Annotated in this window: 17 protein-coding genes; 14 read left to right on the top strand and 3 right to left on the bottom strand. The window is 71.4% G+C overall.

The genetic code is table 11. From position 1 onward, the window contains the following. Positions 1-459: 459 nt before the first annotated feature. Complete coding sequence (locus KF708C_RS03010; RefSeq protein WP_020205646.1) at positions 460-1,062, top strand: helix-turn-helix domain-containing protein; 603 nt, start codon at positions 460-462, stop codon at positions 1,060-1,062. Positions 1,063-1,108: 46 nt separating this feature from the next. On the opposite strand, the gene KF708C_RS03005 is transcribed toward KF708C_RS03010, so the two are convergent. Further along, complete coding sequence (locus tag KF708C_RS03005; protein WP_059410696.1) at positions 1,109-2,185, bottom strand: ornithine cyclodeaminase; 1,077 nt, start codon at positions 2,183-2,185, stop codon at positions 1,109-1,111. 40 nt (positions 2,186-2,225) lie between these two features. Beyond that, positions 2,226-3,125, bottom strand: coding sequence for a dimethylarginine dimethylaminohydrolase family protein (locus KF708C_RS03000; protein ID WP_059410695.1), 900 nt, complete (start codon positions 3,123-3,125; stop codon positions 2,226-2,228). Positions 3,126-3,330: 205 nt separating this feature from the next. Here KF708C_RS03000 and KF708C_RS02995 point away from each other — a divergent pair, with 205 nt between their 5' ends. The 7 genes from KF708C_RS02995 (at position 3,331) to KF708C_RS02965 (ending at position 11,832) form a co-directional block, all read left to right on the top strand. Then, a complete protein-coding gene (locus KF708C_RS02995; protein ID WP_020205643.1) occupies positions 3,331-3,753 on the top strand; it encodes an Lrp/AsnC family transcriptional regulator in 423 nt (140 codons plus the stop codon). A 631-nt stretch (positions 3,754-4,384) separates the two neighbouring features. Next, positions 4,385-6,700: a catecholate siderophore receptor Fiu gene (locus KF708C_RS02990; protein ID WP_020205642.1), complete on the top strand. Its 2,316-nt coding sequence runs from the start codon at positions 4,385-4,387 to the stop codon at positions 6,698-6,700. 68 nt (positions 6,701-6,768) lie between these two features. Then, the gene (locus KF708C_RS02985) at positions 6,769-7,455 is read left to right on the top strand and encodes a Fe2+-dependent dioxygenase (protein WP_020205641.1); all 687 of its coding nucleotides are present in this window, start codon (positions 6,769-6,771) and stop codon (positions 7,453-7,455) included. A gap of 56 nt (positions 7,456-7,511) precedes the next feature. Further along, on the top strand, positions 7,512-7,916 hold the full coding sequence (locus KF708C_RS02980) for a Fur family transcriptional regulator (protein WP_020205640.1): 405 nt from the start codon (positions 7,512-7,514) through the stop codon (positions 7,914-7,916). 213 nt (positions 7,917-8,129) lie between these two features. Further along, the gene (locus tag KF708C_RS02975; protein WP_059410694.1) at positions 8,130-9,782 is read left to right on the top strand and encodes a CHASE2 domain-containing protein; all 1,653 of its coding nucleotides are present in this window, start codon (positions 8,130-8,132) and stop codon (positions 9,780-9,782) included. 5 nt (positions 9,783-9,787) lie between these two features. Further along, entirely contained in the window at positions 9,788-10,192 is a 405-nt protein-coding gene (locus KF708C_RS02970; RefSeq protein WP_059410693.1) for a hypothetical protein, read from the top strand. Positions 10,193-10,248: 56 nt separating this feature from the next. Next, a complete protein-coding gene (locus KF708C_RS02965; protein WP_059410692.1) occupies positions 10,249-11,832 on the top strand; it encodes a M48 family metalloprotease in 1,584 nt (527 codons plus the stop codon). Here KF708C_RS02965 and KF708C_RS02960 read toward each other — a convergent pair. Then, the gene (locus tag KF708C_RS02960) at positions 11,819-13,585 is read right to left on the bottom strand and encodes a chloride channel protein (RefSeq protein ID WP_059410742.1); all 1,767 of its coding nucleotides are present in this window, start codon (positions 13,583-13,585) and stop codon (positions 11,819-11,821) included. The genes KF708C_RS02965 and KF708C_RS02960 overlap by 14 nt on opposite strands. A gap of 200 nt (positions 13,586-13,785) precedes the next feature. On the opposite strand from KF708C_RS02960, the gene KF708C_RS02955 reads away from it, so the two are divergent. The 6 genes from KF708C_RS02955 to KF708C_RS02930 all read left to right on the top strand — a co-directional run bounded on the left by KF708C_RS02955 (position 13,786) and on the right by KF708C_RS02930 (position 20,031). Next, positions 13,786-14,991 carry an HPP family protein gene (locus tag KF708C_RS02955; RefSeq protein WP_231586365.1) on the top strand — a complete coding sequence of 402 codons (1,206 nt, stop codon included), beginning with the start codon at positions 13,786-13,788 and terminating at the stop codon, positions 14,989-14,991. 242 nt (positions 14,992-15,233) lie between these two features. Next, a complete protein-coding gene (locus tag KF708C_RS02950; protein ID WP_020205634.1) occupies positions 15,234-16,355 on the top strand; it encodes an AI-2E family transporter in 1,122 nt (373 codons plus the stop codon). Continuing rightward, a complete protein-coding gene (locus tag KF708C_RS02945) occupies positions 16,352-17,014 on the top strand; it encodes a paraquat-inducible protein A (protein ID WP_059410690.1) in 663 nt (220 codons plus the stop codon). Before KF708C_RS02950 ends, KF708C_RS02945 begins: the two co-directional genes overlap by 4 nt. 86 nt (positions 17,015-17,100) lie before the next feature. Further along, positions 17,101-17,781: a paraquat-inducible protein A gene (locus KF708C_RS02940; RefSeq protein WP_231401697.1), complete on the top strand. Its 681-nt coding sequence runs from the start codon at positions 17,101-17,103 to the stop codon at positions 17,779-17,781. Further along, on the top strand, positions 17,768-19,402 hold the full coding sequence (locus KF708C_RS02935; protein WP_020205631.1) for a PqiB family protein: 1,635 nt from the start codon (positions 17,768-17,770) through the stop codon (positions 19,400-19,402). Before KF708C_RS02940 ends, KF708C_RS02935 begins: the two co-directional genes overlap by 14 nt. Further along, a complete protein-coding gene (locus KF708C_RS02930; RefSeq protein WP_059410689.1) occupies positions 19,399-20,031 on the top strand; it encodes a PqiC family protein in 633 nt (210 codons plus the stop codon). Before KF708C_RS02935 ends, KF708C_RS02930 begins: the two co-directional genes overlap by 4 nt. Positions 20,032-20,038 lie beyond the last annotated feature (7 nt).

The raw sequence follows: 20,038 nt of genomic DNA, 5'->3' as shown, positions 1-20,038 counted from the left end.
TGCCCTTCGCGCACCGCGACGGGGCATCCTGGGTGCAGGGTAGACCCCGCTTCAGATGTCTGCATTGTTTGCGATAAATTCCGCTGGCCGCGTGTCTGCCAGAACGCGACAATATGCGTTTAAAGACAGAAGTGGGAGCGTTCGAGGCGTTTTCGAAATATTTGCCACCCCCCGGTGGCAGCGTATGTTCGATAACGCATATGATTGGAAACCGGCATTCTTCCCTTGGAAGAAGAAGGCACCTGTGACGCAAGATCACGTCCTTGCATGGCTGCGGAGCACCTCCGCTTCCGGCGCCCGGGTTATCGGGCAGGTCATGCAAGAGGCTCAGGGTGCCGGCACGCCATGCGTCGTTGCGCTTTTTTTACGCGCGGCCGGAATCCAAACCAGCGCGGGAGGCACGCGCTGTCACTGCCAGTCGCACCGCAGTGCGGAGTTTTCTTGTTAACGGGTGAACGGATGAAACTGGATTCAGAACTGGCTGAAAAGCCTTACTACAGCACGCGTACCGCCGCCAAGCTGCTCAATGTCTCGTTGGGCACTGTACAGAAGATGGTGGAGCGCGGCGAACTCGGTGCCTGGAAGACCAACGGGGGCCACCGCCGCATTCACAAGGAGACCGTGCACCGGCTGCTGGCCACGCGCGTCGGCCAGGACCTGCCGTCGGTGCACGAGCTCGATCTCGTGGTGTTCCACCCCAACCACCAGGAAGCCCAGCGCATCCACGCGCAACTGGGCAAGTGGGGCCTGCCGCTGAAGAGCGTGGTGGTGGAGGACGTGGTGGACACGATCATCACGTCGGTCAGCTCGCACCCGCGCGTGGTGCTCTACTACGTGGAAGAACTGAGCGACGCCGAGTCGGCCACCATCGAGAAGCTGCAGAACTTCTTCGCGCGCCAGAACGTCATCTTCGCCGTGATCACCAACCGCCAGGCCTACGACGGCGTGGCCGACGCCCTGCAGCACTGGGGCATCATGGTCTTCCTGAAGACGCCGTCGCTCGAAGAGGTCAAGGGCTTCCTGCGCGCGCAGCTGATGATGACGCGCGGCGCGGCCGGCTGAGCCCCGCGGGCATCCGCCGGCACGGGCGGCCGATGCCGATGCCGGCTCACGCCGGCTCCGCCTCCGCCGCGCGCGCGGGCAGCGGCGCGGCCGCCGCCATCATCCAGCCGTAGAGATCGCGCGGGTCGGGCGGCGTGGCCACCAGCTCCACGTGGCTGCCGCGGTGCCGCGCGTGGGCCGCGGCATGAAGCCAGCGCAGCGCGGCGTAGTCCTCCAGCGCGAACCCGACCGAATCGAACACCGTCACCTCGTGCGCGCCGCCGCGCCCCGGCACGCGCCCGGCCAGCACTTCCCACAGCTCCGTGACCGGCCAGTCGGCCGGCAACTGCTGGATCTCGCCCTCGATGCGCGTCTGCGGCGCGTATTCCACCACGATGCGCGCCGCGCGCAGGATGTCCGCGTGCAGCTCGGTCTTGCCCGGGCAGTCGCCGCCCACCGCGTTGATGTGCACGCCCGGCGCCACCATCTCCGGCGTCAGGATGGTGGCGCGCGTCTTGTCCGCGGTCACGGTGCTGACGATGTCGGCGCCGTCCACCGCGGCGCGCGCCGATGCCGCCGCCACCACCCTCAGGCCCGGTATCCCGTCGAGGTTGCGCGCCAGCCGCGCGGTCGCGGCCGGGTCGATGTCGAACGCGCGGATCTCGCGGATGCCGAGCATGGCGTGGAAGGCCAGCGCCTGGAACTCGGCCTGCGCGCCGTTGCCGATCAGCGCCATGCCCCTGGCGCCGGGCCGCGCCATCGCGTGCGCGGCCAGCGCCGAGGTGGCCGCGGTGCGCAGCGCGGTGGCCAGCGTCAGGTCGGCCAGCAGCAGCGGAAAGCCGCTCGCCACCTCGGCCAGCACGCCGAAGGCCATCACCGTGGGCATGGCCGCCAGCGCGTTGCGCGGATGGCCGTTGACGTACTTGAACGCATACTGCACGCCGTCGCTGGCCGGCATCAGCTCGATCACGCCGCCCGGCGAATGCGAGGCCAGCCGCGCCGATTTCTCGAATGCGTCCCAGCGCAGGAAATCCTGGCGGATGTGATGGGCCATCTGCGCGATGGCGCTGGCGACGCCGGTCTCGCGCACCAGCGCGGCCACGTCGCCGGCATCCAGGAAGCGGGTCAAGGCGATCTCTCTCATGATGTTCCCCCGTTGAATGGCGTGCGCGCCCGGCCGGCGCTCACGCGGCGGCCGGCGCCGCGCGCGTGCCGCCGGTGGCCTGCGCCGCCGCGCTGGCGCGGTCCAGCCGCAGCGTCATGCAGTACGCGCCGCCGCCCGACAGCATGAACGGCGACAGGTCGACCTCGCGCAGGTGGTAGCCGCGCTGGCCCAGCTCGGCGCGCAGGTGCGGCGTGGTGCGCGTCATCACGATCTGGTCGTGCAGATTGACGGCGTTGACGCTGAAGTGGCGCAGGTCGTCCTCGCTGGCCTCGATGCGCTGGCTGGCCGGCACGCGCCCGCGCAGCGTGCGCAGCGCCTGCGGCGTGAAGGCCGGCGGGTAGTACAGGATCTCGCCGCCCGACAGCGGGCAGAAGCACACGTCGAGGTGATAGCTCTGCTCGGTGGCCAGCTCCAGCGCCACCACCTCGCGGCCGAAGCGCTGCGCCATCACGTCGGCCGCGGCGCGCGTCGAGCGCGGGCCGAAGCCGGCCCAGAAATGGCCGCGCACCGCGTCCCAGATGCAGTCGCCCGCGCCCTCCTGGAAACAGCCTTCGGGCAGCACGCTCACCGCGTCGATCAGGCCGCGCTCGCGCAGGCCCTCGAAGATGCGCGCGAACGGCGCTTCCTCGCCGGCGCGCTCGGGATGGCGGAAGCGCGCCAGCACCGCGTGGCCGTCCAGCACCACCGCCGCGTTGGCCGGGAACACCATGTCGGGCAGGCCCGCCGTGCCGGGCGCGGTCTCCACCGCGAAGCCCGACGCGCGCAGCGCGGCGTGGAGCGCCTCGAACGAGCGCACCGCGTGCTGGTGCATGCCGCGCGGATCGCGCGCCCAGAGGCCCGGGTCCATCCACGGGTTGATGCTGTAGGACACGTCGTAGTGGGTCGGGTCGACAAGCAGGATGGTGGGCTGGTTGATCACGCTGGCTCCTTTCTGGGTGACGGCTGCGGGGGTGGAAGGTGCGTGCGGTCCGAGGACCGCGGTGACTGCATTCTGGTGCAGTGCAGCGCTAACTAAAAGGCAGCAGGTTGCGCAATCCGCCTGCTATGCTTTTCATATCGCCAGTTTCATCTGGCGAATCGCCAACCCGATCCAGGTACACCCCAGGCCACCCCCGGAAACCCGCATGGACGACACCGACCGCCAGCTTCTCGCCCTGCTGCGCGACAACGCGCGCCTGCCCGCCACCGCGCTGGCCAAGGCCCTGCGGGTGTCGCGCGCGACCGTGCAGAACCGCATCGACAGGCTGGAGAAGGAAGGGCTGATCGTCGGCTACACGGTCCGCCTCAAGCCCGAGGCCGAGGCCCACCGCATCCGCGCGTGGATGACCATCGCCGTGGAAGGCAACAAGGGCCGCCAGGTGCTGCAGGCGCTGCGCGGCGAGCCCAACGTGCAGGCCCTGCACACCACCAACGGGCGCTGGGACATCATCGCCGAGCTGCGCGCGGACACGCTCGAGGCGTTCGACCGCACGCTCGACCGCATCCGCATGATCGACGGCATCGGCGCCACCGAGACCAGCATCCTGCTGTCGAGCTACAAGCTCTGAGCGGCATGCGCTCCGGCATGCCCGCCGGGAGCGCGCGGTCCGGCGTAAACGCGCGTGACCCGGTGTAACCCCGCGTAATCCTGTGTAATCCCGGCGTGGCACCCGGCCGCGGCGCCCCGCGGCGGGCCGCCGCATCGCCTTTTCCCCCTCTCCCTCCCCCTCCGACGACACGCGGCCAACCCGGGCGTCCCGCTTCCTGGCTGGCGCGCCGCATGGCCGCCGGGCGCCCCTCCCGGCCCGCCCAGGCGCCGCCCGGGCGGCATGTTCGGGATGCCCGCCGTGGCATCTCCTGCCGCGCATAAGTTCAATTTATTTAAGTCTGTGTTGCAAAAAATACATTGCGGAAACTAAAATGATAATTATTTTCATTTACTTAGTGATCCATGAGCCACCAAGGGAGATCGGAGGCGGCCGCGACAGGGATCCCGCACAGCAAAAGGAGGTGCCGCCTAAACCACTTTTATCCAAATCATCCCCGTCATCACATGGCGTCGGCAGCACCGCAACGCGCGAACCTGGCAAGCGCTGCCCGGCGACATGAGCATCGGCATGGCCGCATGCATGCACTGGAACGGGTGCCCCTATGACGATCTGTATCTGCCGCGATACGGACCCATCCAAAACACAACAAATGTCTTACATCCGCAGTCGAAAATCCTCGCCCTCCGAGTCCCGCACGGGTTATCCGTCGCTCGCCGGAGCCGCCGCCACCATCGCCACCGGCCTGACCCTGGGCTGCCCGCTGCCCGCCGCCGCGCAGGCCGCGGCCCCGTCGGAAGTCACGCTGCCGCCGGTGCAGGTCAGCGCCGCCTCGGGCACCTACAAGACCGATACCCTGGCCTCGCCGAAATTCACCGAGCCGCTGAAGGACACCACGCAGACCGTCACCATCATCAACCAGGAAATCATCAAGGACCAGCAGGCGACCACGCTGACGGAAGCGCTGCGCAACGTGCCCGGCGCGGGCACCTTCTTCGCCGGCGAGAACGGCAGCACCAGCACCGGCGACGCGATCTACATGCGCGGGATCGACACCTCGAACAGCATCTACGTCGACGGCATCCGCGACACGAACACCACCTACCGCGACATGTTCAACACGCAGCAGGTCGAGGTCATCAAGGGGCCGTCGGGCTCGGACTACGGCCGCAGCGCGCCGAGCGGCTCGATCAACCTGATCACCAAGCAGCCCACGCTCGACAACAGCTTCGACGCCAGCCTGAGCGCGGGCACGTCCAGCTACGCGCGCTCGACCATCGACTGGAACCGCGCGATCGGCGAAACCACCGCGTTCCGCCTGAACCTGATGGGGCACAAGGCCGACGTCGCCGGCCGCGACGAAGCCGAGAACCAGCGCTGGGGCATCGCGCCTTCGCTGGCGTTCGGCCTGAACACGCCGACCACGGTGTACATCGACTACATGCACGTGAAGCAGAACAACGTGCCGGACGGCGGTGTCTCGACCATCGGGCTGCCCGGCTACCGCGCGCCGAACGCCGCGCTGTCGCTGCTGAACACGAGCGGCAGGGTCGACACGCACAACTTCTACGGCACCGCGTCGGACCATGACGACTCGACCACGGACATGGCCACCATCCGCGTGGACCACCGCTTCAGCGACACCACCACGCTGCACAACACCACGCGCTGGGCGCAGACCAAGCAGGACTACCTGCTGACCTCGTTCATGGCCGCCGCGACCAACATCGTGACGCCCAACCCCGCCGATCCGTCGACCTGGACCATGACGCGCACGCCCAACCTGCGCGACAGCGTCAACCAGATCCTGAGCAACCAGACCAACGTCACCAGCAAGTTCGCGACCGGCAGCTTCAAGCACGACATCAGCGCCGGCGTCGAATTCACGCACGAAGAGCAGACCCTGTACGGCCACAATTCGCCGACGCTGCCCAACGTCAGCATCTACAGTCCGAACAGCAGCCTGTTCGCGACGAACTACGGCAAGAACGGCGCCGACTCCAGCGGCTCGACCAACACCGTCGCCGCCTACCTCTTCGACACGGTCGAGCTGACCGACCGCATCCAGGTCAACGGCGGGCTGCGCTGGGACCACTACAACACCCACTATTCGAGCGCCACCGCGTGCGGCGGCACCGGCCGCACCGTGGTGGCCTGCCCTGGCGGCGTCGCCGCCGGCACGCCCGTGACCACGGTCAACGCCTCGACCTCGGGCAACCTGTTCGACTGGAAGCTGGGCGCGCTGTACCGCGTGACGCCGAACGGCAACGTCTACGCCAACTACGCGGTTTCGCAGCAGCCCCCGGGCGGCGCCAACTTCGCCCTGGCCGCGGCCGGCAGCGGCAACAGCGCCAACCGCATCGACTTCTCGCCGCAGCGCGCGAAGACGGCCGAGATCGGCACCAAGTGGGAGCTGTTCGACAAGAAGCTGCTCACCTCGGCCGCGCTGTTCCGCACCGACATCACCAACGAAGTGCAGTTGCTCGACGACGGCACCTACGGGCAGATCGGCAAGAAGCGCGTGCAGGGCATCGAGCTGGGCGCGGCGGGGCAGATCACGCCGAACTGGTCGCTGACGGGCGGCTACACCCTGCAGAACGCCACCGTCGCGGCGGGCAGCGCGGTCTCGCAGGACGGCTCCAACCTGCTCTCCTACACGCCCAAGCACGCGCTCTCGCTGTGGACCACGTACAAGCTGCCGCTGGGCTTCACCATCGGCGGCGGCGCGCGCTACCTGAGCGGGCTCAAGCGCGGCACGGACGGCGCGGTCGGCACGCCGGACCACACCGATCCGTACTGGGTGTTCGACGCGATGGCCAGCTACCGCGTGTCGCGCAACCTGAGCTTCCAGGTGAACGTGTACAACATCTTCGACAAGAACTACGTCGCGTCCATCAACAAGAGCGGCTACCGGTATTTCCCGGGAGCGCCGCGCACCGCGCTGCTGACGGCTAACATCAGCTTCTGACGGCAGCCAGGCCGCCCCGCCGGCGGCCGCGCGCGGCCGGCGGGGCATCAATACAACATGTCGACATCATGATTCTCCACATCCCCGGCGTGCTGAGCGCCGCAGAAGTCCGGACCCTGCGCGGCAGGCTCGAGTCCGGCGCATGGGTGGACGGCCGCGCCACGGTCGGCACCGCCGGCGCCAGGGTGAAGAACAACCGCCAGGCCCCGGCCAATGCCCCGGCCTCGATCGAAATGGCGGGCATCGTCACCGAGGCGCTGAAGAAGAACGCCCTGTTCTTTTCCGCGGCGCTGCCGCTGCGCATCGCCCAGCCCTTGTTCAACCGCTACGACAGCGCGAATCTGGAGCACTACGGCTTCCACGTCGACGGCGCGGTGCGCGCCCACGACCACAGCCCGGGCTGGCTGCGCACCGACCTGTCGGCCACGCTGTTCCTGTGCGACCCCGAGGAATACGACGGCGGCGACCTGACCATCCGCGACACCTACGGCGTGCACGAAGTCAAGCTGCCGGCCGGCGACATGGTGCTGTACCCGTCCACCAGCGTGCACTGCGTCACCCCCGTGACCCGCGGCAGCCGCCTGTGCTCGTTCTTCTGGATGCAGAGCATGATCCGCAACGACGGCCGGCGCACGATGCTGTTCGAGCTGGACCAGGCCATCCAGTCGCTGCGGACCCGCTGCGGCGAGTCGGAAGAGCTGCTGACGCTGACCCACCACTATCACAACCTGCTGCGCGAATGGTCTGAGATCTGAGCGCCGAGCCCCTTCGGATGGCCCACGCCACGCCGCGCCCCCGCCCCCTTTCCACCATGAGCGCTTCCGAATCCGTACTCCGCGACGCCGGCCTGCGTCCCACCCTGCTGCGGCTCCAGGTCCTCGGCGCGCTGCAGCGCTGCGCCCACGCGCACCCGACCGCGGAAGCCCTCTACGTCGCCCTCCGGGACGCCGGCAACCAGGTCGGCATCGGCACCGTCTACCGCGTGCTGGGCGACATGGAGAACGCCGGCATCGTCCGGCGCAGCCAGCTCGGCCACGGCAAGTCGTTCTATGAGCTGTCCGACGGCAGCCGGCACGTCCACGTGGTCAGCATGCAGGACGGGAAGATCTTCAAGTTCGAGGACGAAGCCCTGCTCGAACGGCTGGACCGCTTCGTCGCGGAAAAAGGCTACCGCATCGTGGACCTGCAGCTCACGGTCTACGTGCAGCCCGCCTGAACCCGCGCGCGGCCCGCCTGCCCGCCCTCCCGCCCTCCGATGGGGCGGCTGTCTCCCCGCAGCCACATCGGCATATGTAAGCAAATGTAATTTCGAGCTATCATGAGCGCCGGCATTTGCCACCGTTGATCCACATCTGACCTCCCCCGGGACAGCCCTGCGCGCGCGGGCCGCGCACGGCCATCGCCAGGACAAGAACAAGAACGCCGCAGGATGACCAGCTCGCCTCACCACGCCACGCCGGCGGCGCCAGCCGGCACGGGCGCGCCGCCCACCGGCCACGCCGCCGGCGCGCGGGAAGACGCCCGGCGCTACAAGCCGGCGACGCGCTTCCTGGTCTCGCTGCCGTTCGCGCTGGTGATCTCCTTCCTGATGCTGTGGGGCGTGCCCAAGGTGGTGCCCTCCAGCGACGCCATCACCCACGTCACCGCGCGCGCGCAGAGCGCACTGGTGGGCGCCTTCTACCCCGCCGCGCGCCGCGACGACGTGACCGTGCTGCTGATCGACGACACCTCCCTGGCCGAGGCCGGCCAGGGCTGGCCGGTGCCGTACCGCACGCACGCGCGCTGGCTGTCGGTGCTGGGGCAGGCCTACAAGCCGCGCGCGATCTTCGTCGACATCACCTTCACGCAGGCGCGCGACGACGCCACGCTGCCCGCGCTGGTGCAGGCGCTGTGCCGGCTGCGCGACCGCGGCGTGCCGGTCTTCCTGGCCGCGCTGCCCGGCGCGGACGGCCGGCTGGCGCTGCGCCCGGGCCTGGCCACGCCTGCCGGCGAGGCGCCGTGCTTCACGCTGGTCGGCGTGGACTACGAGGCCGACCGCATCGACCGCCTGATCTGGAACTACCCGCTGTGGCGCGAGGCCGGCGGCCATGAAGGCAGGCACGAGAACCGGGCGCACGGCGGGGAGCGCAGCGAAGCGCGCGACGAAGACAGCGCCCCGCCCGCGCGCAGCGCCGCGCTGGCGGTGGCCGAGGATGCCGCCGGCGTGAAGCTCGAGCGCGAGGAAGCGCCGATGGCGCTGGTCTGGGGCGTGGACAATGCCGGCCTGCCGCGCTTCGCCGAATGGTGCCGGCCCTATGCCGGCCCCGGCGAGGTCCTGCCGCCCGCGCTGCGCGCGCTGTGGGCCGGCGACGAGGCGCTCAAGCCGATCTGCCCCTACAGCCGCGCGCTGACCATGCGCGAGCTCAAGCCGGCCACCGAGGCGGACGCGCAGCGGCTGCGCGAGCGCATCGACGGCCGCTTCGTGCTGATCGGCACCTCGATGGCGGGCAGCAACGACCTGGTGGCGTCGCCCGTGCACGGTCCGATCCCGGGCGTGTTCATGCACGCGATGGCGCTCGACAACCTGCTGACCTACGGCGCGCGCTACAAGCGCGCGCTGGAATGGGAGATGCCGCCGCCGTGGCGCCTGGCCGTGCTGGGCCTGGTCGCGGTGGCGCTGACCCACCTGCTGCTGCACCGCCGGCGCCTGTTCGGCGGCCCGCCGCCGCGGCACGCGCGCGGGCGCTGGCGGCGCCAGCCCGGGGTATGGCTGCGCCGCCTGCGCGCGCGCCTGCGCCACGCCTGCACCACCGGCGCGCGCGGCCCGCGCGACCGGCACCTGAGCGCGTTCCTGCTCGGCGCCGGCCGGGTCGGCGCGTTCCTCTCGGGGCAGGCCTGGCGCGTGGCCTATTCCACGCTGGCCATCATGCTGTTCATCGTCGGCGCCCAGTGGCTGCTCGACGTCGGCACGCTGCCCGTGGTGGACCTCGCCGCGATGGCGCTCGCCGCCGAATGGTTCGGCTGGACCCGCAAGATCACCGACATCGCGCTCGGCACCGACCCGGACGAGCCACCCCTGACCGAATCGCACCACCCGGAGTAAAAACCATGCGCCGCCTCCCGTCCCTCCGCGCCCGCCTCGCCGCCACCCTGCTCGCCCTGCTCCCGGTCCTGCCAGTCCTGCCGGCGTTGCCGGCCGGCGCCGCCACGCCGCCGTCCGACCTCGGCCAGGTCGCCGGCGCCGTCGTCAAGCCGCTGCCGCTGTACGCGCACCCCGGCGACGCCGCCGCCGCGCAGAGCGTGGCGCCGGACAACCTGCCGTGGCCCGTGCTCGAGTCGAAGGACGACTTCTACCGCGTGCGCGTGGCCGGGCACGACTACTGGGTCGACAGCATGACCGTGCGCGTCACGCGCGGCGCCAAGGCAAGCTGCGCCGGCACCGTGATGCAGGGCGGCAGCAACCACAGCCCGACCGGCTCCACCCCGGGCGCCGGCGAAGCCAACTGCCGCTGAGCGCCATGCGAGCAAGCCCGAAGCCCAGGCGCCCGCGCCGCGCGCCGGCGCGGCCTGTGCAAGCCGCGCTGGCGGCGCTGGCCGCGGCATGGCTGGCCGCCGGCTGCGCCACGCTGCCCGGCGGCGACACCTTCGCCCTCAAGACCGGCGAGCTGCCGCCCGTGCCCACCGGGCGCACATGGCCCGATCCGGCCCCGGACGTGCGCAACCAGCGCGCGCGCGGCTACGGCCTGGTCGACATGCCGGAGATGCAGGCCTACCTCGACGGCCTGCTGGCCAGGGTCAAGACCGCGGCCGGCGTGCCGGACTGGCCCGGCGCGGTCTACATCACCGCCTCCGGCGACCTGCAGGCCTATTGCACCGGCAGCGGCAACATCTACCTGTCGCTGGGCTGGCTGGCCTCGGCCGAGTCGGAGGACGAGATCGTGGCGCTGCTCTCGCACGAGTACGGCCACGTCTATCTCGACTACCACCAGCTCGAAGGCGCGGCCGACGCCGCCGACAAGGTCGCCACCTGGACCACCGTGGGCGTGGTGCTGGCGCGCAAGGCCGGCAACGCCGCCGGCTGGGGCCTGGCCGACAGCGTGCTGGCCTCCTACGCGCTCGGCAAGAGCGTGCTGGTGCCGGCCTGGGGCCGCCAGCAGGAAGAGAACGCCGACCGCTTCGGCGCCACCGTGAGCCTGCGCCTGGGCTACTCGTTCACGCAGGGCTTCAAGGCCTTCCTCGAGCGCCAGGACACCTGGGAGCAGAAGAACGCCGCGCTGCGCGAGGCCCAGCAGCAGCGCCTGCTCGAGCAGGTCAAGCAGGCCGCCGCCGACAATGCGCGCAAGAAGAGCACGGCACAGGGCAACGACGCCGTCAACCAAACCGTGCGCGAACTGGAGGCCTCGCTGGAGTCCGGCGGCACCGGGCTGTTCCAGAACCTCGACAACGGCATGCGCGGCCTGTGGGACCAGCTCACGGTGTCGCACCCGTCGACCGCGGGCCGGCTCGACTCGCTCACCGCGCAGGTCATGCCGCTGATGGCCGGCAAGCCGCGCCCGCGCCCGAGCGTGGCGCCCTGGACGCGCGCGCTGGCGCAGCGGCGCACCGCCGCCACGCTGAAGAACTACCAGCTCGCCGCCGATGCCCAGGGCGCCTTGCAGGCGCAGGACTTCGCCCGCGCGCGCAAGCTGGCGCTGGAAGCCAGCTCCGGCCCCACGGCGCGCCAGGCGCTGCCGCTGATGACGCTGAGCCTGGCCGAGCTCGGCCCCGGCGGCAACGCGCAGGGCATGCAGCGCGCCGGCGCGCTGCTGGACCGCAACCTGCAGTCCGAGCCCGACCGCAGCTGGACGGTCTACGTGACCCGCGCCAGCGGGCTGCTCGGCGCCGGCCAGGGCCGGCAGGCGGGCCAGGTGATGGAGCAGGGTCTGAGCTACTTCAGCGACGCCCCCGCGGCCTGGCCCGACGCCATCCGCTTCTACGGCCAGGCCGGCGACTGGACCCGCGCCAAGCAGCTGGCGGCGCAGTGCGCCAGCCGCTTCTCCAGCTACGCCGGCGCCTGCAACACGGCGGCGCTGACCCCGGCCGAGAAAGCGGAGATCGACCGCCGCAACGAGCAGAAGGTCAAGAGCATGATGGACCGGCTCACGAAGAAGTGACGGCGCGCGCGGGCCCGCCGCGGCCCGCGCCGCGCAGCCGCTCGCGCCGCGTTTCTTCGTCGAGCACCTGCCCGCTGGGATGCAGCAGGTCGCGCAGCGACACCACGCCCACCAGCCGCATCGACTCCGCGTCCGCCACCACCGGCAGGCGGCCCACGCCGAGCGCCGCCATGCGCCCGGCGGCGGCGCGCGCGGTGTGCGCGGGCAGCAGCACCTGCTCCGCGCCCAGCGGCATCATCAGCTCGCGCCCGCGCAGCGGCGAATCCTCCCGGCCGCGCAAGGCGTTGCGCTCCAGCATGCCCGCCACGCGCCCGCCGCACACCACCGGATAGGCGCGGTGCGGCGCGTGCTCGCCGAAATGGCGCGGCCACAGCGCGCCGACCGCCTGCTCGCCGTCCACGCTCACCACCGCGGTGGTCATCAGGTCCGCCACGTGCTGGCGCTCGAGCGGGTCGACGCCGTACTCGCGGTAGACGTGCAGGCCGCGGCGCGCGATCTTCTCGGTCATGATCGAGCGCTTCATGGTCAGCACCGTGAAGCCGTGCGCCACCGCGGTGGCCAGCAGCAGCGGCAGCAGCGCCTCGCTGTCGTGGGTCAGCCCGAACGCGAACACGATCGCGGTCAACGGCGCGCCGAGCACGCTGCCCAGCACGCCGGCCATGCACACCAGCGCCCACAGCTGCGGCGAGCCGCCGGGCAGCACCGGCCCGAGCGCCACGCCCAGCCCCGCGCCGAGCATCAGCAGCGGCGCCAGCACGCCGCCCGAGGTGCCCGAGCCGAGCGCCGCGACCCAGATCGCTGCCTTGACCGCCAGCAGGGCCAGCGCCACTTCCAGCGCCAGGCGGTTGTGCAGCAGGTCGGCGATCACGTCGTAGCCCACGCCGAGCGCGCGCGGCTCGAAGTAGCCGCCGATGCCGACCACCGCGCCGCCGATGGCGGGCCACCACATCCAGTGCAGCCCGAGCCGGGAGAACAGGTCCTCGGTGCGGTACAGCGCCAGCGTCAGCACCGCGCCGAGCACGCCGCACAGCAGCCCGGCGACCACGCACGAGCCGAGCGCCACGGCGGACGCGGGCGGCGTCTGCATGGCGAACAGCGGGCCGGAACCGAACGCCAGCGGGCGCAGGAAACCGGCCACCGCGCACGCCAGCGCCACCGGCAGCAGGCTGCGCGGGCGCAGCTCGAACAGCAGCAGCTCCACCGCCAGCAGCACCGCCGCCACCGGCGTGCCGAAAATCGCCGTCATGCCGGCGCAGGCGCCCGCCACCAGCAGCGTCTTGCGCTCGGCGGCGGTCAGGTGCAGGTATTGCGCCAGCAGCGAGGCGATCGAGCCGCCGGTCATGATGATCGGCCCCTCGGCGCCGAACGGCCCGCCGCTGCCGATCACGATGCCCGACGAGAGCGGCTTGAGCACCGCCACGCGCGGCGACATCCGGCTCTTGCCGAACAGCACCGCCTCGATGGCCTCGGGGATGCCGTGGCCGCGGATCTTGTCGCTGCCGTAGCGCGCCATCAGCCCCACCAGCAGCCCGCCGGCCACCGGCACCAGGATCGCCCACGCGCCGGGCGCGTGCTGCGCCGGCGAGCGCTCGGCCAGCGACAGCGTCTGGAAGAAGAAGAGATTGGTGAAGAAGCGGATCAGGTTCAGCAGCAGCAGCGCCGCCGCCGTGCTGACCGCGCCGATCGGCAGCGCCAGGGCGGCCAGCAGCAGCAGGCGCCGGCTGACGGCGTAGTCGCGTTTTTCGAAGTGCATGATGGGACTCGTGGGGGCTTGCGCGGCGCGCATATGGGGTGGTGCCGCGGCCGGCGCCGCGACAGCGAAATGTATCACGTCATGATATATTTGCGCCCGGCTTGCTGCGATGCGGCCGGCGGCGGATGCGTGCCGCCGCGCCCGCGCAGCCCGCCTTGCGCCCCGTCCCGGGCCACCGAACCGAGAACCAGGCCCGCCCCATGCCGCCATCCCAGGCCCCTTCCCCGGCTGATTCCCGAGCCGCTTCCGCCACGGCTTCGGCCGCTGTGTCCACCGCCGCGCCGGCCGGTTTCCCGCCCGCGCCGGCGCGCGCCTGGCTGCGCGCGTTCGTGCCCGCCCCCGTCGCCGGCAGCCGGCGCGAGCGCTTCAAGAGCTGCCTGGGCGCGCTGCTCGGCCTGCTGGCCACCGAATGGATCAGCCACCGCATGCTCGGCGGCCTCAACCCGTGGTTCGTGGCGCCGATGGGCGCCTCGGCGGTGCTGCTGTTCGCGGTGCCGGCCAGCCCGCTGGCGCAGCCGTGGTCCATCGTCGGCGGCAACCTGGTGGCGGCGCTGATCGGGGTGGCGTGCGCGCGCTGGATTCCCGACCCCGGGCTGGCCGCCGCGGCGGCGGTGGCGCTGGCCATCGCGGCGATGTTCCGGCTGCACTGCGTGCACCCGCCCAGCGGTGCGGTGGCGGTCACGGCCGTGTTCGGCGGGCCGGCCGTGGCCAAGCTCGGCTTCGGCTTCGCGGCGTTCCCGGTGGCGCTCAATTCGATGTTGCTGCTGCTGGTGGCGCTGCTGTTCAACAACGCGCTGCGGCGGCGCTACCCGCACCGCCCGGCCGAGCACGCCAATGCGCACCGCACCGCCGATCCGCCGCCGAGCGCGCGCGTGGGCTTCAGCCGCGCCGACCTGGACGCGGTGCTGCGCGCGCGCGGCGAATTCCTCGACATCGAGGAAGACGACCTGGAAGACATCCTGGTGGCCGCGCAGATGCGCGCCTACCGCCGCCGCTTCGGCGAGGTGCGCTGCGAGCACATCATGTCGCGCGACGTGGTCACGGTGCAGCCCGGCCACAGCGGCGTGCAGGCGCGCGCGCTGCTCAACCGCCACGGCCTGCGCACGCTGCCGGTGGTGGACGAGGCGCGGCGCCTGGTCGGCATGCTGGGCCTGGCCGACCTGCTGGCCGCGCGCGCCGGCGGCCAGCCGCGCGCGGGCAGCGCCGGCGACCTGATGCACACCGGCATGGCCACCGCCCGGCCGGAGCAGCCGATGGTGGAGCTGGCGCGCGCGTTCTCCGACGGCGGCCTGCACGAGATGCCGGTGGTGGACGCGCAGCGCCGGCTGCTCGGCATCGTCACGCAGTCCGACCTGATCGCGGCGCTGCTGGAGCAGGGGCCGCCGCCGGCTCACCCGCCGGCCTAGCGTTCGGCCCCGTGCCCGCCGCAGCCGCCGCGAGCCGCGGCGGCTGCGCGCCGGCCCCGCCTCCCACACTCCCATGCCCCACACCCCGCGCCGGCGCGCGCCCGTGCCGCGGCGCAGCAACCGCAATGCAGCATTTTTTGCCCGCGCGCGCGCCGGCATCCCCGCTATCGGGCGGGAGGGTCTATGTTTTCCTATATATTGTCGGCGTTCCCGTCACGCCGGCATGCCCGGAGATGCACCCGATGAACTCCAGCCAACTGATCGAAAAAATTGCCGCCGTCCTGGCGCTGGTCGTCCTGATCGGCGGCTCGCTGCTGGTGCTGGCGCCGTTCACCACGGCGCTGCTGTGGGCCGCCATCCTCGCGTTCAGTTCCTGGTATCCGTATTCGGTGCTGTCGCGCTGGCTGGGCAACCGCCGCAGCCTGGCCGCCATGATCTGCGTGCTGCTGGCCGCCGTGATCGTGCTGGGCCCGTTCGTCTACGCCGGCGCCAGCTTCTCGGCCCATATCGACCAGCTCTCCGGCGTGGTGGACCGCTTCATCGACAGCGGCCTGCCGGCGCTGCCGGACTGGCTGAGCGGCCTGCCCTACGTCGGCAGCTACCTGCAGACCAGCTGGGACAAGGTGATCCACGCCGACTCCGACATGGTGGCCAACCTGCGCAAGCTGATCGCGCCGGTCGGCCACGCGGTGCTGGGCGCGGGCCTGTCGATCGGCGCCGGGCTCGGCCAACTGGCGCTGTCGATCGTGCTGGCGTTCTTCTTCTATACCGGCGGCGAGTTCGCGGTGGCGTGGCTGCGCGCGGGCATGCGCCGCATCGCCGGCGAGCGCGCCGACCATCTGCTGGCGCTGGCCGGCAACACCGTCAAGGGCGTGGTCTACGGCGTGCTGGGCACGGCCTTCGTGCAGGCGCTGCTGGCCGGCATCGGCTTCTGGATCGCGGGCGTGCCGGGCGCGGCCATCCTCGGCTTCGTGACCTTCTTCCTGTCGGTGATCCCGGTCGGGCCGCCGCTGGTGTGGATCCCGGCCGCGCTGTGGCTGTACCACACCGGCGCGCTCGGCTGGGCCATCTTCATGGTGGTGTGGGGCGTGGGCGTGGTCAGCATGGCCGACAACATCATCAAGCCGCTGCTGATCAGCAAGGGCACCGACATGCCGCTGATCTGGGTCATGCTGGGCGTGTTCGGCGGCGCGCTGGCGTTCGGCTTCCTCGGCGTGTTCATCGGCCCGACGCTGCTGGCGGTGGCCTACGCGCTGCTGCGCGACTGGACCATCGGCTCGCAGCAGCTGGCCGATCCGCCGCGCGCGCTGGCGCAGGGCAAACCCATCGCCGCCGAGGACGTGGCCGGCTCCGGCAAGGCATGAGCGAAGCGCGCCGCGACGACGCCCGCCCGCAGCCGCAGCCGCAAGATCCGGCCGCGCTCGCGCGGCTGGTGGCCTGCGAATACTGCGACGCGGTCTACCAGCGCGAGCCCCTGGCCGACGGCGAGCGCGCGCTGTGCCTGCGCTGCGGCGGCCAGCTCTACCGCGAGAGCACGCGCGCCTATGCGCGCCTGCTGCCGCTGGTGCTGGCCGCGCTGATCCTGTTCGCGGTCTCCAACGCCTATCCGATCGTCGAGATGGACCTCAAGGGCGTGCGCACCGAGACCACGCTGTGGGGCGCGGTGCGGGCGCTCTACGCCGACCACATGGAGCTGGTGGCGATGCTGGTGTTCGCCACCACCATCCTGTTCCCGCTCACCGAGATGCTGATGATGCTGTACCTGCTGGTGCCGATGGCGCGCCACCGCATGCCGGCCGGCTTCGAGCGCATCGTGCGCGGCATCCGGCAGACGCGCCCGTGGGGCATGATCGAGGTGTTCATGATCGGCGTGCTGGTCACGCTGGTGAAGCTCTCGACGATGGCCCAGGTGCTGCCGGGCGTGGCGCTGTGGTCGTTCGGCGCGCTGGTGGTGGTGCTGGCGGCGATGCTGTCGTTCGACCCGCGCAACCTGTGGGACTACCTGGACGAGGAGCCGCGATGAGCGCCGCGCCGGATTCCGCCCCCACCCCTGCCCCCGCTCCCGCGCCGCGCGGCAACGGCGAAAGCGCGCTGGCGCGCTCGCGCCGCATGGCCGCCGGCGTGATGGCGGAGCTGGCCGACGACGACGAGGACAAGCCGCTGCCGCAGGTGCCCACCGCCACCTCGATGGGGCTGGTCTCGTGCCACGCCTGCGACGCGCTCAGCCCGCGCGCGCTGGAGGGCGGGCCCTGCCCGCGCTGCGGCGCCACGCTGCACCACCGCAAGCCGCACAGCGTGGCGCGCACCTGGGCCTTCCTGCTGGCGGCCTACATCCTCTACATTCCGGCCAACCTGTTGCCGGTGATGGTGACGCAGTCGATCCTCGGCACGCAGCACGACACCATCTTCTCGGGCGTGATCTACCTGTGGCTGTCGGGCTCCAACCTGCTGGCCATCGTGGTGCTGATCGCCAGCATCGTGGTGCCGCTGCTGAAGATGTGCATCCTCACCTTGCTGCTGCTGTCCGTGCATTTCCGCTCGCGCTGGCGCATCCGCCAGCAGACCCGCCTGTACGGCCTGGTCGAGGTCATCGGCCGCTGGTCGATGCTCGACATCTTCGTGGTGGCGCTGCTGGCCTCGCTGGTGCGCGCCGGCGCGCTCGCCACCATCATCCCGGGCGGCGGCGCGCTGGCCTTCGGCTCCGTGGTGGTGCTCACCATGCTGGCTTCACTCAGTTTCGACCCGCGCCTGCTGTGGGATTCGCTGGATGCAAACGATGCCCGATCTTGACAACGCTTCCCCCTCCCCGCCACCGCAGCCGCCCTCGCCGGCGCGCCGCCGGCGCTCGCGCTGGCTGCCCTCGCTGGTGTGGCTGATCCCGATCGTCGCCGCCGTGGTCGGCCTGTCGCTGCTGATCCGCACCATCGCCGAGCGCGGCCCCGAGATCACCGTCACCTTCCGCACCGCCGAAGGGCTCACGCCGGGCAAGACACCGGTGCGCTACAAGGACGTGGACATCGGCCTGGTCAAGTCGGTGCGCCTGGCGCCCGACCGCTCGCACGTGATCGCCAGGATCGACCTGACCCAGGACGCGGCCAGCTTCTCGGCCAAAGACACGCGCTTCTGGGTGGTGCGCCCGCGCTTCGCGACGAGCGGCATCTCCGGGCTGGAGACGCTGCTGTCGGGCGCCTACATCGGCGTGGACGCGGGCAAGTCCGAGGAACGCATACGCGACTTCACCGGGCTGGAGGTGCCGCCGGCCGTCACCACCGACGCCTCCGGCAAGCAGTTCGTGCTGCGCGCGGCCGACCTCGGCTCGCTCGACATCGGCTCGCCGGTCTACTACCGCCGCGTGCAGGTCGGCCAGGTGGTGGCCTACCAGCTCGAGCCCAACGGGCGCGACCTGTCGCTGCGCGTGTTCATCAACAAACCCTATGACAAACTGGTCACGGCCGACACCCGCTTCTGGCACGCCAGCGGCGTGGACATCAAGCTCGACGCCGGCGGCTTCAAGCTCAACACGCAGTCGCTGGTGACGGTGCTGCTGGGCGGCGTGGCGTTCCAGGCGCCGGACGACTCCAGGGCCACCGCGGCGGCCAGCGAGAACACCCAGTTCCTGCTCTCCAGCGACCAGACCGAGGCCATGAAGGAGCCCGAGGAACTGGTGCCCTCGCTGGCCGTACTCAACTTCGACCAGTCGGTGCGCGGGCTCTCGCCGGGCGCGCCGGTGGACTTCCGCGGCGTGGTGGTGGGCCAGGTGCGCTCGATCGGCATCGAGTACGTGGGCGACAAGAAGGCCTTCCGCCTGCCGGTGGTGGTGGAGCTCTACCCGTCGCGCATGGGCTTCCGCGCGCGCGACGTGGAGGACGTCAACCGCGCGCGCACCATCGTCCAGGCGCTGGTCAAGCGCGGCATGCGCGCGCAGCTGCGCACCGGCAACCTGCTGACCGGCCAGCTCTACGTGGCGCTCGACTTCTTCCCCAAGGCGCCGCCGGTCGGCGTGGACTACAACGGCGCGATCGCCGAGCTGCCCACCACGCCGGGCACCTTCGACGAGCTGCAGGCCAAGCTCGGCGACATCGTCAACAAGATCGACAAGGTGCCGTTCGAGCAGATCGGCCAGGACCTGCGCGCCTCGCTGGCCACCATGAACACCATGCTCGCCAGCGCCGACAAGCTGGTCGGCCAGCTCAACGGCGACGTCGCGCCGCAGGTGGTGGCCGCGCTGCAGGACGCGCGCAAGACGCTCAGCGCCGCCAACGGCACGCTCGCCTCCGACGCGCCGCTGCAGCAGGACACGCGCCGCATGATGCAGGAGCTCACGCGCACCGCGGTGTCGCTGCGCGCGCTGACCGACTACCTGGAACGCCACCCCGAAGCGCTGGTGCGCGGCAAGCCGGAGACCCCATGATGACCCGCAAGATGATCTCCTCCGCCATGCTGGCGCTGCCGCTCGCGGCCGCGCTGCTGGCCGGCTGCGCCTCGCCCGAGCCGCGCTACTACACGCTCGCGGGCAGCGCGAATGGGGCGCCCGCGGTGAACGGCGCGCCCGCGGCGGCCCCGGCGCCCGGCGCCCGGCCGCTGTGGATCGAGGTGGCGCCGGTGCGCGTGCCCGAACGCCTGAACCGCCCGCAGCTGGTGGTGCGCAGCGGCCAGGACGGCGAGCTGCGGCTGCTCGACCAGTCGCGCTGGTCGGCGCCGCTGCCCGACGAGCTGCGCGACGCGCTCTCGCAGCAGTTGCAGGCCCGGCTCGGCGCGCTGGACACCTACCAGCAGGGCCTGTCGGGCCTGCCGGACGAGGCCCCCGTGTACCGCATCACCACCGAGGTGGTGCGGCTGGAAGCCAGCGTCGGCGAGCGCGCCAGCGCCACCATCAACTGGACCGTGCGCCGCCTGCCCGACGGCAAGGTCAGCGCCGGGCGCACCCAGGCCGAACTGCCGGCGCCGGGCGCGGTGGACGGCGTGGTGGCGGCCTACCGCCAGATCGTGTCCGGCACCGCGGACGACATCGCCGCCGGCATGGCCAGCCTGCGCCGCTGAACCGGCG

It is taken from the genome of Cupriavidus basilensis (assembly GCF_000876015.1).
GTDB classification, from domain to species: Bacteria; Pseudomonadota; Gammaproteobacteria; order Burkholderiales; family Burkholderiaceae; genus Cupriavidus; species Cupriavidus basilensis_B.
This window is presented reverse-complemented; position numbering and strand designations above follow the sequence as displayed.